The following is a 12504-nucleotide window of genomic DNA, read 5'->3' on the forward strand; positions in this document are numbered from 1 at the left end:
AAGTCGAGAAAATCATAGTTTAATGGTAAGTTTATTGATTATGAGTTGTTTGTAAGATTACTAAGTTGGTATAGTATTAAAGTATAACTGAATAATCATAATACTAATGAGATGATTAATAATAACTTAATAATTGTATTTAATTATAAAAATATCACCAATAAAATGGTTAAATAGTTGATATTTTGTTAATAAGACTATTTTAATATCGCATATGCAATAATAGCAACAATAATATTTGGAACACCAACAATAAATAAGAAATTTGTTATTTGATCTCGTATAGAATTGTTTTCTTTTGTGTCAAAGATAGGATAGTTCTTATATCTTTCACTGCTGAATGCTGTTCCGTTAGAAAATCCACTAAAAGCTCCATTTAACAAACCTGCGATTGCTAAAGAGCCCAAGCCAGTCATACCGCAGATATCTACGATTAGATACCAATCCTTCTGAAGATAACCAATAACAATCCCAACGCAGATAAACAAGAGACTCACAATTAATGACTTACGCATTTTAACGCCCCCAATAACGTAACTTATTTGTAATATTTTACCTTTGGATATAAGTACATTATATATAAAATGATGAAGATTGTACATGAAAATGTTACTTATAATATAAAAGTGATTAAAAAAACAAGAAATAATTAATATTTTTATATTTACTAGAAGCAGAATTTTAAATACATATGCTATAATTTTATATAAGATTTTTGTGAAGGAAGGGTATCTATGAATGTTATTTATTCTAAGTACAATATATAGAAGTTGTAGTAATTATAGTACCTTATAAAAATAATTGCAGAAGAAGAAGGAGAATTTAAATGGAATTTCGTAGAACAGTTGAAGCAGATATAAGCAGCATAATGAATATTATAAGACAAGCACAAGCTTACTTTAATGAAAATGGAATAGATCAATGGCAGAATGGCTATCCAAATGAAGAGGTAATAAAAAACGATATTATAAATGAACACAGCTATGTACTTTTAAAGGATAATGTTATAGTTGGTACTTCGGCTATATCTTTCGATGGAGAGAAAACCTATGATGAGATTTATGAAGGACAATGGTTAAGTAACGAGGCTTTTGCTGTGATACATAGAATAGCAGTGGATAATAAATATAAGGGACTCGGGCTTTCTTCTATCATAATTAAAAATGTGGAGGAGCTTTGCTTTAGTAGAGGAGTTAATAGTATTAAAGTAGATACACATGTAGAGAATTTATCTATGCAAAGATTACTCAAGAAGAATGGATTTCAGTATTGTGGAATAATTTATTTAGAAGATAAAAACAAAAGAGTTGCTTTTGAAAAGGTGATATAATTACTTTGTAAAGATATGGTATATATTGATAGGTGATTTAATAATACTAATGTGTATCTTATTTAAAATATTGGGACAAGATAGTTTTTTAGTTGGTTAAGAGGGGAGATATTTATGAGAAAGAGAGACATTTTTGCTGTAGCTGCTACAGCATTTTCAATGGGAGTTGTTTTTGGATTTTTAATTTCACCAGCGAAGAACGGGTTTGGCAACAATACCTGGAATACTACAAATACCACTAATAATTATGGTGGAGCTATGGTACAGAAGGTTAAAAATAAGACTAGTAAGTGATGAACGTATGAAGCTTTCAGAATTTAATGGAGGAATTGGTTTATGAAGGGTAGAGTAATTAAATGGGTATCTCTATCAATATTTTTTATTCTAATTTTAATTGTATCAATCAGGATGGGCATGACTTATTACCTGAATACTAACACAACCCTAATAAGATATGAAAAAGGAAAAAAGGCAGATGACATTTCTTATGGAGAGAATTATTCAATCATGGCAAATCTTGATGTAATAAATAAAGGTAAGAAAATAGGCTATGTAGCTGGTGAAGGGAATAAGAATATATATGATATTTATGAAATTAAAGGGCTGGATAGTAGCGAATGGGTAGCAGTAAATGATTCGGACGAACCGGGTGGAAGAGGAACTTGGGTCTGTAAGAAAGATTCAGTAAAGCTTCCTAAAATATCTGATTATGGTGTCAATGAAATAGAAATACTGCAACAAGATGGATATTATACAATAAAAACAATCAAGAATAGTGAAGATATTAATAAAATAATTGATGTAATTACAAGTAGTGGAGATGAAACAAAAATAGCTGGTCCTTTTGATGGAAGATCCTATTTATTGTATTTTAAATCACCACAATTTAAAGGAATTGCGTATAGAGGATACCTTACTATAACTAAGAATGGAAAATATTATGCTCGTTTAGCAGGATACAATTACATCGAAGTAACAAATGAATTTAAGAAATATATATAATAAAATTGATTTTTTAGTTATTTAGAATTACTGGTATACTAAGCTAATTTGTCTAAAATGGATTGTTTTGATTAGAAGCTATTATTGAAAATCGTATTACTTTAAAGAGTGATACGATTTTTTTATTTAACTTATAAAAAAATCACAGGACATGAGTAAAGTTTTTAACTTTTGTCCTGTGAATCCCAAAATTCTTAGGAGGTATTGGGATGTGTTACTAAGATTATTGGCTGTTTTTTTATTGTATATACAAAATTTATGAATTACTAGAAATAATTATGGGTGGTGGTTTGATACGAATCGAAGTAACTTGTGAAATTTGCCATACGAACAATGCTCTTTGAAAACTGGATAATGCAGTGTAGAGAATAATATTAAAAGCTACAAATAGTTATATGTACATGGAATAACTTGGTTATAAATGGTATAATTACAAGTGATTTATGGTGTAAAGGTAGGGGAAGTATAATGGAGAAAAATAAACTTATTAAATTTATTTTCATATATATACTAAGTTTAATTATAGGCAATTTGATAATCTACACAGTAGATAGGATGGGTATTAGTAGAGGACTATCAGGGTGGACCCTGTGGAATTATTTAGTCTTTAACGCAGTAATTATATTTATTAGCTACTTGTCCTATCGTTTCATACCTAATAATCAAAAAAGATAAGTTTAATTTATTAAATATTATTCTTATAAGACGACTTAACTAATAGTTCATATTTCCATAATAATTTATAAAGGAGAAATAGAAATGAAAAAAAGGACAAAGTCTATTTCAATTGTCTTTCCAATCGTACTTTTAATAATGGCATATTATATATTTTTTATGCGAATTGATAAATATACTTATAATAGGGATACAAATACAATAGAAAAGGACGGCATTGAATATGTTCGTTCTAATAGTTTACCAAGTGAATTTCTTGATAAAGAAAATAAAACAATTGGCAAAATAAAAGGTAGTGACTCCGAATCTGCTGAAAGATGGGTAATAAAAATAAAAGATATCGATGAACATGAAATGTTTCTTGTAACCGGTATAATGAATCAGGAATTATTTATTAGAGCAGATAAGGTTGCGGAATTTAACAAAACTTTACTGAAGTAATAATAAAACGTAAAATTTTTAGCGAGAAAGATTTTCTGAAATGAGGGAGATACTTGAAAAAGATAAAACTTATTTTAATAGGATTTATACTAGTAAGTATTTCGTTTGCGATTTTTGCATACGTAAAACAGAAGAATAATAATGATGTACAGATTAGGTTAGCTGATTATAAGTTTAGGGAGAGTTTATCTTTAGCTAGTAATGGTTTTGCAGTTGATTATAGCAAAATGAATGACGATACTAAGGTATATTACTACATACAGACATCTTCTAATCTCTATACAGCTATAAATATCATTGATATGACCTCATATAAAGATGTAAAAAATAGAAATGCATTAGGAGAAGCTATATATAACTTATATTTATGCATGACACACGATTATTCAAGAAAAGAGATTCTTAAAGATAATAATATGTCAAGTATCTTTAATTGTCTAGCAAAAATATCTAATGATCCTGAAGATGAAGAAGACTGTAAGAGGATTTCTAGGCTTGCAGGTGATTTATATTTTAACAATAATAAGTAGGTTAGAATATGAAAAAAAGACGACGTAACTTGCGAAATTTGAAATACGAATAATGTTCTTTGAAAATTGAATAATGAAGTGTAGAGAATAATATAAAACCTTTAAGTATCTATATAGCACATGGAACAACTTGGTTAAAACTGGTATAATTACAAGTGATTAAGTCGAGATATTAAATAAGAGTGAACTGAAAAGAATTAATATTTTATGTAGGAGGTTATAGAATGAGTTGTAAAATGTGTGAAAAGCAAAAAAATATTAAAGATGACCCATATTTTATTATGGAACTTGAAACAGGATATGTAATTTTAGGATGGTTTCAGAGGTTTAAGGGCTATACCGTTTTCAATTGTAAAGAGCATGGTCCTGAATTACACAACTTAGAACATTCTTTTAAAATAAAACATCTTGAAGAAATGTCTATAGTAGCAGAGGCTATTTCTAATATATTTAAGCCTGATAAGATGAACTATGAACTACTTGGAAATGGATGTCCTCATATTCATTGGCATCTATATCCAAGAGTAAAAGGTGATACTCCTATAGTTAGTTCGGTATATCAATTGTCAAATGAGGAGTTGTTTGATGAATCTACAAGACCTAATGAGGAGCAGAGAGAAGAATTGAAAGAAAAGATTAAAAATGAAATTGTGCGTCTACTTCTAAAATAAGCATTAAGCGAAGTAATTATGTGATGAGTAATATTCTTATTTAACGTCATGTAAATAAAAAACGAGTACTTAATTAAAAAACTGTATTATTCATAATTGAGTTTTGCAGTGTTTTTACGTCGTAATTCAAGAAAATAGACCATTAACTATAAAAATAATAAGCATAGTTTGAAAAAACTATGCCTAAATACTTAATGATTGGTTTGCCCCAACAAGATTGATGGTTAGAATTTCGTTATCCCAAGTGATACTTTCAATTACTTCTTTAATAACAGATCTCTTAATTTCTATATCATCAATATAGTCAAAGAACTGCTTTATAGTTTTAATATTGGAGGTTATATTTCCTACCTTTTCGTTTATATCTTCAGTAGACATTTGACTTAAAGTTATTTCACTTAGTTTTTTTTCAATAGATATATTTTCATTCTTAACTGTCTTTATTTCGTTCTCTATTAGCTTTAGAGTTTCCAGATCCTCTAGTAATGCAAGTTTTCTTACTAAGCCTTGTATAACTTTGTTATTAGCAGATAGAGTCTTCTTTAAGCTTGAAGCTTCATTTTGAAGCTCAAGTTTAGTGGTTTCTGAATTTTCATCATTTGAGTATAGATTAACTATACTTTTGGTGTCTATATTTTTTAAAGCTGTTATTATAGCTTCTTCAGCAGCATAGGCATTTAGCATCTTAGTGGAGCATCGATTACTAGCTCTATTCCTAAGTTCACACCTATAATATCTTTCAAGTTTATTCGTTCTCTTATTTAGGTTACTCCAGGTAGACATACTACTACCGCAGTTACCACACTTAACTAATCCAGATAGTAAAAAGTGTTTACTTGTATTGGAACGTACTGCTGGATTGCTTGCATTGTCATTTAAAATTTCCTGACATTTTATCCACTGTTTAGAGGGAATGATACCTGGATGTAATGCAGCTGATACAATCCATTCTTCAACTGATTTATCTTTCTTACCACCTTCACGTTTGTTATAAACCATAAGGCCGTATTCTCCAGTGAAATCATTACATAGAGTAGCTCCTAGGTTATTAAAATAGTTATACATATTTTCATCTGCAAAAGTGTATACAGGATTATTTAATATTTGAAGTACTGTATTTCTTGAGAAATCTCCACCATTTTTTCCTTTAACATTATTAGAGCAAAGATATCTTGAAACTGTAGATGTACTTTTCTTCTCTAAATATAAAGAAAATATGGTCTTAACTATATTAATTTCTTCTTCTACAACTTCAAGTTTATACATTTTCTTAATGTTTTCTTTTCCAACATACTCAACTGGAACTGATTTAAAACCAAGTGGGGGAGTGCCGCCAAGCCATCTTCCAGTCTTAGCAAGCTCAAGCATATTGTCTTTGATTCTTTCCGCAATAGTTTCTCTTTCAAGCTGTGCAAATACTGAAGAGATGTATACCATAGCTCTACCCATAGGGCTTGACGTATCAAATTGTTCTCTGATACTTACAAACTCAATTTTATTTTTCTGAAGCATCTCTAGAGTAGTAGAAAAATCAGCTACATTACGAGAGATTCTATCAAGTCTATAGCAAATAAGATAATCAAAACGCTTTTTCTTTGCATCGCTTAGAAGCCTTTGAAATTCAGGTCTGTTTATATTTCCACCAGAGAATCCTTCATCTTCGTATATTAGAAAATTAGTAATTCCTAGATTATTACCATACTGTTTGCATAATTCAATTTGGTTTTCGATAGATTCACCTTTTTCGGAGAGTCTACTTTTTCTACTATATATTGCAGCTATCATAAAGTCCCTCCAACTAATTGCTATCTTGTAAATAAAGCGTCTTCTGAAAATTATATCTAACTGAAATAATGAAAATTTCCTAGGTAATATTTGAATAAGCATTAAATAGCTATAAAGGAGAAATTCGTAAATATAATTGGATGTAAATATGTATATTCTATAAAAATGATGAGCTAAGTATGTAAATGTAACCTATAATTTTATGCCTCATAAAATGAAGTAGGAGGGATAAATATGGGGCGATTAAGAACAAATATTAAAGTGCAAATAAATTATCCTACAACAGAAGAAGGCATAAAACAGCTTGAAGAAGCTAAAGCAAGGGCTGTCATAAAAGCACTAAGATCTAAACATAGTGAAGAAGAGATAAGGCTTGCAATAAATGTACTTAAGAGAGAGCTAAACGGTGAAGATACACATAAATAAGATAAATAGGCAAGAGAAATAAAATGATTAATTAACATAATTTTATTTTTCTTGCCTTTCTGTACACGTTGATTCTGCTCCTTGACCTGTAGATAAATCTATATCAAGGCCTTCTTCTTTGAAGAAACCTTGATTTATTGCAGCATACATTGGTGCATAGAATACAGAACGAGCTACTTCATTTAGTTTTACCTTCACCAGTTGTTTTTCTCCTGAAGGAGTTGGTGTAGTAGATTGGGTTTTACCGCAACTAATAGCTGTTACGGATAGAGCTGCCACTAAAGCTGTTACTAAAAAGGTTCTAATTTTTTTAATTTTCATCATTTTACCTCCTAAAACTTTTTTCTAAGAACTCGGACTCAAAAAACTCTAGTATATCTGTACCAGAGCAATCATCCTTATATGTTATATAACTTTGTAAGTGAAAATAACAGTTTTATAGTTTATAATATGTAAATGATATGTTAAATGTTAATTAATATGGTATATTTTGCTAAAGGGTTTATTTTAGAAGTGAAATTATGAAATTGGTAATTTAATACTCCTTTTATGACCAATATTCAATAAGGAGTGTAAATAAAGAAAATTTACAAGTTATTTATTGAATTCATAAAAATGCAATGATATATTGATTAATGTGAATAGTAATAATATGGATTTAAAGGAGTGAATGTAATGATAACTTGGAAAGATGAGTATACGGTTGGTGTTGAGTTAATTGATAGTCAGCATAAAAGACTTCTTGAGATAGCTAACGATGTTTATGAATTGACTAAAAACAGCTTCATAACTGATAAGTACGATAGAATTGTAGAAGTTATAGAAGAATTAAAGGATTATACGATTTTTCATTTTAAATCAGAAGAAGAATATATGCTTAGTATAGGATATAAAAAGTTCCTATCACATAAGGTTGAACATGATGATTTTGTAAACAAAGTAAATGGACTAGATCTAAATAAGATTGATGAAAGTCAGCAAAAACACTTATTAGAGATATTAGAATTTATAGTTCAGTGGATCGATGAACACATATTGCAGAAGGACAAGTTAATAACTGCATAATTACATATATAATATGTTTAAAAGCCAATCAAGATGAAGATATTTTGATTAGGCTTTTATTTTTTAATGTCGCTTCACCGATTTTTTCATAGGAATAGAATAAATGTACTAATAAAAGAAAAAGATAAGCCTAGAAAATAACATTGGTTATAAAAAATAAAAGATACTTAAAATGGATAATCAGTAAAAAAGATAATTACTTTCCACCACTCCTCTAATATAATAAATCGCAAATGGCGCAAAATACTATTACGATAACCAAACAAGTAATTAACAGTTAGTAGTTAGAAGTTTTCTAATAAGCTAAAGAGTTAATTATGAAAATGGTATATCGAATAAATACTTTATTTTAAAGGAGGAATTCGTCATGGCAAGTAACAGAAATAGAGTTTTAGTTCCAGAAGCAAAGGAAGCATTAAGCAAATTCAAATTTGAAACTGCAAGAGAACTTGGAGTTGACTTAAAGCAAGGCTACAATGGAGACTTAACTTCAAGAGAAAATGGGTCAGTAGGCGGATACATGGTTAAGAAAATGATCGAAAGCTATGAAAATGGCCTAAAGTAATAAACATATAAAGGCTCTGCATTTATGCAGGGTCTTTTTTTACTGTAAAGAAAAATACAAAATTTTAGCTCACTTAAGCATTTACTCAAGTGAGCATATATATTTAGGGATGTAAGTGGTATATCTTTATATTGTTATACTAAACTTTGAATTATACTGTTTATTGTAGATACGAAAATAATCATTAAATGCTATAAGAATTTATTTGAAAGTTTTAGCATTGTTGTTGTAGTACTTGATTTGCAGAATCAATATCTTGCTTAATTTGCTCTTGTGGTGTTCCGTAAGCATTATACCAACCTTTAGTTATTAACATATCTGATAGTTTAAAGTGGCTTGCTATACAACCATTAAGTTGTGTAGTTAATAACTGTCTAACTTCTGGATTAGTTGTTTCTGGAATTACCTTTGCAAGCATTCCTATATCAGTTTTAGACATTGCTAACATATCTAAAGCTATATCTTTTTCAGATAAGTTGCTTTGATCTTGATTTGCATTTTGATTATTACTATTTGTTCCACTTTCATCTGGTCCTAATACTGAATCTATCCAAGACATTTTACTTCACCTCACACGTTTTGTATTTTACTTACAGTGGCTTGAATATCATTTACGCTAGCTTTCTTTGTGTTTAATGTTGTCTGCATGAATTGTTTTAGTTCTTCATCTTGAACCATACCAATAGTAGCATTTAGTTTTTTTACACCAAGAACTCCTGTGTTTAATAGTTCGTGAAGCTCTAGGGTTTCATGAGGAGTAAATTTAGTTACATCATTCATTATAATCACCTCCAAAGATATTATCTTATTAAACACAGTTAGGTATGCAAATAATCATTAAATTTTTGTAGTAAAATGAAGGGAAGAGTTTTAAATAAAGATGTGAATTGGCCTGATACAAACATAGTAATCTTTACATATAGACTAACCATGTTTATAATATTAATAAAAAATAGAAAAGGATATAGATAAAATATGATAAAAGCCGTACTCTTCGATCTAGATGGAACTTTACTTGATACTAATGAGCTAATAATAAGTTCTTTTAAACATGTATTTGAAAATATACTAAAGATTCAGGTAAGCGAGACTGAAATTACAAAGTACTTTGGTATGCCATTAAATAGCTCTTTTAAAGATTATACAGATAGCAGAACCGACGAATTGGTAGTTGCCTATAGAGCATATAATGAAGAACGTCATGACACTATGTGCTATGCCTTTGATGGTGTAAAAGTACTTTTGGACAAACTGAAAGATATGGGAATAAAGATAGGAATAGTTACTTCAAAGAGAAAATTATTGGCTGAAAGAGGAATGAAAATAGCAGGAATATTAGAGTATATGGATGTTATAATAACTCCAGAATGTACTGAAAATCATAAGCCACATGGCGAACCAGCTTTAAAAGCTTGTAGCGAACTAAATGTACTTCCAAGCGAAGCTATTATGGTTGGAGATTCTCATTTTGATATTATGTGTGGAAAAAGTGCTGGTTGTCAAACCTGTGCAGTAGAATATACAGCTCTTCCAATTGAAATACTAGCTAATCAACAACCAGACTATTTTATTAAGACACCTGAGCAATTAGTGGATATCGTTAAAAATATCAATGTTGCTTAAACATAAAAAAAATAGGATTTTATCCTATTTTTTTCTTTTCTTTTTTTGAACGGAGTAACCGAACTTACCTATTGGTTTGCTTGGAAGAGGGTAATATTCTCCGTGGCAATATGAAATGAGATTAGCATCTTCAAAATGGATTTTGCCTCCATCATCTAATAAATCAGAATTTACTAATGAACCAACAACCTCAGCAATAAACATATGGTGAGAGCCTAATTCTATGATGTCTTTAACCTTACATTCAATATTAACTGGACATTCTTCTATATGAGGCGTTTCTATGTTTTCACCATCACCAAGTGTAAATCCCATTTCTTTAACTTTATCTATTTGTCTCCCAGATCTGACACCGCAGAAATCAACTTTTTTGGTAAGATTTGAAGAAGGCAAATTCACTACAAATTCCATAGATTCCTTTATATATTCGTAAGACAATCTTTCAGGTCTAATTGAAATTGAAAGCATTGGTGGTCTTGTGCATACCGTAGCAGTCCAACCTACTGTAAACACATTAACTTTTCCTTCTTTATTTTTTGAAGTTATTAGTACTGCTGGTACTGGATTTAATATAGCACTACCTTTAAATTTTACTTTTTTCATCTAAATGCTCCTGATTCTAAATATTATATTTTTTACAATAAATATTTCATAAATAGTGGTTTATCTTCTATATAATTTACTTTACACTTATACCACTTTTCTTAGATATTTTCAATAATATTTGAAGTATTATATAGAAAAAAACTATCTGAAATGTAACTCGATACATTTAGATAGTCTTAATTAATTCATATTTAGTATTATTATTGAAATTTAGATGTTGTTACCGGAGAGACTTATATGAGCAAACAATTAGAATTAAATGATTTTCGGAGATGAAGTAGCGTTAAAAAACTGTATTGTCCGAACGTAGTGAGTTATACAGTTTTAGCTACGCAATTGTAGAAAATCATATTAATTCTTTGTGAAGCTCATCAAGTATCGGAGGTAGCGACATCTAAATTTCACAGTAGTAATTTAATTAAAATATATTTTTATTTCTTCTACGTTTTCTTTTTAATCTATTTACTATAGATATAACAAGACCTAATAAAATCAATACGATTATTACAGCAGCCGCTATACCAAAGTATAAACCTAAGCTAGATTTAACTAATTCAGAAGTTGATATATTTGCTTTTACTGCATAGTCTTTACTAAAGTTTCTTTCAGCAACAGTAAGTTTAACTGATGAATTATCTTTAGCTAAGCTCCAAGCATCAACATTTGAAAGCTTAACATTTTCAGTAACTTCTTTTTTGTTTATTTCATTATCATAATAAGTAACATCTTCTTGTAATACAAGAGGTACTTGAATTGTCTTAGTAGGACCAAAAAACTTAAGTGGTTTGTAGCTTACATCTACCTTTTTAATCTCACTACCGGCTTTAAGAAGTGTAGACTTCTTAGCAGCAAAGCTATAATCCATGATTTTATTCATATCATTAAATACAGTTTGATCCTGTGCATCATAATAAGATTTAAGAACAACTCCTACTATTTTACGGCCATCTCTTTCATATATAGTAGCAAGACATCTACCAGATTGTGAAGTATAGCCAGTCTTTCCTCCAACATTACCATTCTTACCTAGTTCTTTATTTCTGTTTTCTAAGTTAATAACAGTACTGTTGCTTATTTTAATTGAAGATTTATCTGTAGTCATAACTTCTTCAACCCATGGTTGTTTGTATGCTTCACGTGCTATAACTGATAAATCATAAGCAGTTGTATAGTGATCTGGATCGTGTAATCCATTCGGGTTAGCAAAGTGAGTGTTTTTTAGATTTAACTCTTTTGCTTTATCGTTCATCATATCTACAAATTTATGATAGTCACCGTTTCCTAAGAAATCTGCTATCATGTAAGCTGAATCATTAGCAGAGTACATAAGTAGAGCTTTCATAACATCTTCAGCAGTCATTGTGTCATTTACAGTCATTGGCTTAAAGTTCACGTTTAATGAATATTCAGGCTGCTTTTTTGCATCTTCATTATATGGTATTTCATCTGACTTTTTTGCTTTTTCACTAAAAAGCAAAGCAGTCATCATTTTTGTTGTACTAGCAGGGTATCTTTTTGTATCACCATTCTTATAATAGATTATCTCCCCGGTATTATAATCGATGGTTATTGCGGATTCACCTACAATAGTTGGAAGTTTTGAAGTTGTATTTTCCGCAGCTTTTGCAGTAAGTGGTGAAAACATGCTGATGGAAAATGCTAGTAAAAGTGAAGTAATTAATCCTTTGCGTTTCAAATCTCATCTCTCCTGTTTTTAGGGGTATATCAAACTGATAGTTTATATATGCGCGAAAACATTTGAAACCTTATTTAAAATTAGCTGCT

At 29.5% G+C, this 12504-nt stretch carries 17 protein-coding genes; 10 read left to right on the forward strand and 7 right to left on the reverse strand.

Annotated features, from left to right (window positions below):
• Positions 1–197: 197 nt before the first annotated feature.
• Positions 198–515 carry a DUF5316 family protein gene (locus tag bsdtw1_RS05810; protein WP_183276659.1) on the reverse strand — a complete coding sequence of 106 codons (318 nt, stop codon included), beginning with the start codon at positions 513–515 and terminating at the stop codon, positions 198–200.
• Between the two features lie 311 nt (positions 516–826).
• Here bsdtw1_RS05810 and bsdtw1_RS05815 point away from each other — a divergent pair, with 311 nt between their 5' ends.
• The 6 genes from bsdtw1_RS05815 to bsdtw1_RS05840 all read left to right on the forward strand — a co-directional run bounded on the left by bsdtw1_RS05815 (position 827) and on the right by bsdtw1_RS05840 (position 4649).
• On the forward strand, positions 827–1330 hold the full coding sequence (locus bsdtw1_RS05815) for a GNAT family N-acetyltransferase (protein ID WP_183276660.1): 504 nt from the start codon (positions 827–829) through the stop codon (positions 1328–1330).
• A gap of 114 nt (positions 1331–1444) precedes the next feature.
• On the forward strand, positions 1445–1624 hold the full coding sequence (locus bsdtw1_RS05820) for a hypothetical protein (RefSeq protein ID WP_183276661.1): 180 nt from the start codon (positions 1445–1447) through the stop codon (positions 1622–1624).
• A gap of 42 nt (positions 1625–1666) precedes the next feature.
• Positions 1667–2332 carry a hypothetical protein gene (locus bsdtw1_RS05825; protein ID WP_183276662.1) on the forward strand — a complete coding sequence of 222 codons (666 nt, stop codon included), beginning with the start codon at positions 1667–1669 and terminating at the stop codon, positions 2330–2332.
• Between the two features lie 759 nt (positions 2333–3091).
• Positions 3092–3448 carry a hypothetical protein gene (locus bsdtw1_RS05830; RefSeq protein WP_183276663.1) on the forward strand — a complete coding sequence of 119 codons (357 nt, stop codon included), beginning with the start codon at positions 3092–3094 and terminating at the stop codon, positions 3446–3448.
• A gap of 53 nt (positions 3449–3501) precedes the next feature.
• Complete coding sequence (locus tag bsdtw1_RS05835; RefSeq protein WP_183276664.1) at positions 3502–3978, forward strand: hypothetical protein; 477 nt, start codon at positions 3502–3504, stop codon at positions 3976–3978.
• A 224-nt stretch (positions 3979–4202) separates the two neighbouring features.
• Positions 4203–4649: an HIT family protein gene (locus tag bsdtw1_RS05840; RefSeq protein WP_183276665.1), complete on the forward strand. Its 447-nt coding sequence runs from the start codon at positions 4203–4205 to the stop codon at positions 4647–4649.
• Positions 4650–4832: 183 nt separating this feature from the next.
• On the opposite strand, the gene bsdtw1_RS05845 is transcribed toward bsdtw1_RS05840, so the two are convergent.
• Entirely contained in the window at positions 4833–6434 is a 1602-nt protein-coding gene (locus tag bsdtw1_RS05845; RefSeq protein ID WP_183276666.1) for a recombinase family protein, read from the reverse strand.
• 234 nt (positions 6435–6668) lie between these two features.
• Between bsdtw1_RS05845 and bsdtw1_RS05850 the strand changes: the two genes are divergently transcribed.
• Positions 6669–6860 carry a hypothetical protein gene (locus bsdtw1_RS05850; protein WP_183276667.1) on the forward strand — a complete coding sequence of 64 codons (192 nt, stop codon included), beginning with the start codon at positions 6669–6671 and terminating at the stop codon, positions 6858–6860.
• 42 nt (positions 6861–6902) lie between these two features.
• Here the strand turns inward: bsdtw1_RS05850 and bsdtw1_RS05855 are convergent, their stop codons facing one another.
• Positions 6903–7181, reverse strand: coding sequence for an ABC transporter substrate-binding protein (locus bsdtw1_RS05855; protein ID WP_183276668.1), 279 nt, complete (start codon positions 7179–7181; stop codon positions 6903–6905).
• A 354-nt stretch (positions 7182–7535) separates the two neighbouring features.
• Here bsdtw1_RS05855 and bsdtw1_RS05860 point away from each other — a divergent pair, with 354 nt between their 5' ends.
• Both bsdtw1_RS05860 and bsdtw1_RS05865 read left to right on the forward strand, forming a co-directional pair.
• Positions 7536–7925 carry a bacteriohemerythrin gene (locus tag bsdtw1_RS05860; RefSeq protein WP_183276669.1) on the forward strand — a complete coding sequence of 130 codons (390 nt, stop codon included), beginning with the start codon at positions 7536–7538 and terminating at the stop codon, positions 7923–7925.
• Between the two features lie 367 nt (positions 7926–8292).
• Positions 8293–8490, forward strand: a complete 198-nt coding sequence (locus tag bsdtw1_RS05865; RefSeq protein ID WP_183276670.1) for an alpha/beta-type small acid-soluble spore protein — start codon at positions 8293–8295, stop codon at positions 8488–8490.
• A gap of 214 nt (positions 8491–8704) precedes the next feature.
• Here the strand turns inward: bsdtw1_RS05865 and bsdtw1_RS05870 are convergent, their stop codons facing one another.
• On the reverse strand, positions 8705–9049 hold the full coding sequence (locus bsdtw1_RS05870; protein ID WP_183276671.1) for a spore coat protein: 345 nt from the start codon (positions 9047–9049) through the stop codon (positions 8705–8707).
• Between the two features lie 11 nt (positions 9050–9060).
• A complete protein-coding gene (locus tag bsdtw1_RS05875; RefSeq protein ID WP_183276672.1) occupies positions 9061–9270 on the reverse strand; it encodes a hypothetical protein in 210 nt (69 codons plus the stop codon).
• A gap of 195 nt (positions 9271–9465) precedes the next feature.
• Between bsdtw1_RS05875 and ppaX the strand changes: the two genes are divergently transcribed.
• Positions 9466–10113 carry a pyrophosphatase PpaX gene (gene ppaX, locus bsdtw1_RS05880; protein WP_183276673.1) on the forward strand — a complete coding sequence of 216 codons (648 nt, stop codon included), beginning with the start codon at positions 9466–9468 and terminating at the stop codon, positions 10111–10113.
• A 24-nt stretch (positions 10114–10137) separates the two neighbouring features.
• On the opposite strand, the gene bsdtw1_RS05885 is transcribed toward ppaX, so the two are convergent.
• Both bsdtw1_RS05885 and bsdtw1_RS05890 read right to left on the reverse strand, forming a co-directional pair.
• On the reverse strand, positions 10138–10716 hold the full coding sequence (locus tag bsdtw1_RS05885) for a flavin reductase family protein (RefSeq protein WP_183276674.1): 579 nt from the start codon (positions 10714–10716) through the stop codon (positions 10138–10140).
• Between the two features lie 421 nt (positions 10717–11137).
• Entirely contained in the window at positions 11138–12415 is a 1278-nt protein-coding gene (locus tag bsdtw1_RS05890) for a D-alanyl-D-alanine carboxypeptidase family protein (protein ID WP_244638109.1), read from the reverse strand.
• Positions 12416–12504 lie beyond the last annotated feature (89 nt).

Origin of the sequence: Clostridium fungisolvens (assembly GCF_014193895.1) — a bacterium.
Classification (GTDB): Bacteria; Bacillota; Clostridia; order Clostridiales; family Clostridiaceae; genus Clostridium_AR; species Clostridium_AR fungisolvens.

Excerpts from the sequence above, each read along its gene's own strand:
- bsdtw1_RS05860 (WP_183276669.1), top strand. The coding sequence starts at position 7,536 with ATGATAACTTGGAAAGATGAGTATACGGTTGGTGTTGAGTTAATTGAT.
- ppaX (WP_183276673.1), top strand. The coding sequence starts at position 9,466 with ATGATAAAAGCCGTACTCTTCGATCTAGATGGAACTTTACTTGATACT.
- bsdtw1_RS05830 (WP_183276663.1), top strand. The coding sequence starts at position 3,092 with ATGAAAAAAAGGACAAAGTCTATTTCAATTGTCTTTCCAATCGTACTT.
- bsdtw1_RS05865 (WP_183276670.1), top strand. The coding sequence starts at position 8,293 with ATGGCAAGTAACAGAAATAGAGTTTTAGTTCCAGAAGCAAAGGAAGCA.
- bsdtw1_RS05840 (WP_183276665.1), top strand. The coding sequence starts at position 4,203 with ATGAGTTGTAAAATGTGTGAAAAGCAAAAAAATATTAAAGATGACCCA.
- bsdtw1_RS05810 (WP_183276659.1), bottom strand. The coding sequence starts at position 515 with ATGCGTAAGTCATTAATTGTGAGTCTCTTGTTTATCTGCGTTGGGATT.
- bsdtw1_RS05885 (WP_183276674.1), bottom strand. The coding sequence starts at position 10,716 with ATGAAAAAAGTAAAATTTAAAGGTAGTGCTATATTAAATCCAGTACCA.
- bsdtw1_RS05845 (WP_183276666.1), bottom strand. The coding sequence starts at position 6,434 with ATGATAGCTGCAATATATAGTAGAAAAAGTAGACTCTCCGAAAAAGGT.
- bsdtw1_RS05820 (WP_183276661.1), top strand. The coding sequence starts at position 1,445 with ATGAGAAAGAGAGACATTTTTGCTGTAGCTGCTACAGCATTTTCAATG.
- bsdtw1_RS05850 (WP_183276667.1), top strand. The coding sequence starts at position 6,669 with ATGGGGCGATTAAGAACAAATATTAAAGTGCAAATAAATTATCCTACA.
- bsdtw1_RS05870 (WP_183276671.1), bottom strand. The coding sequence starts at position 9,049 with ATGTCTTGGATAGATTCAGTATTAGGACCAGATGAAAGTGGAACAAAT.
- bsdtw1_RS05855 (WP_183276668.1), bottom strand. The coding sequence starts at position 7,181 with ATGAAAATTAAAAAAATTAGAACCTTTTTAGTAACAGCTTTAGTGGCA.
- bsdtw1_RS05825 (WP_183276662.1), top strand. The coding sequence starts at position 1,667 with ATGAAGGGTAGAGTAATTAAATGGGTATCTCTATCAATATTTTTTATT.
- bsdtw1_RS05875 (WP_183276672.1), bottom strand. The coding sequence starts at position 9,270 with ATGAATGATGTAACTAAATTTACTCCTCATGAAACCCTAGAGCTTCAC.
- bsdtw1_RS05815 (WP_183276660.1), top strand. The coding sequence starts at position 827 with ATGGAATTTCGTAGAACAGTTGAAGCAGATATAAGCAGCATAATGAAT.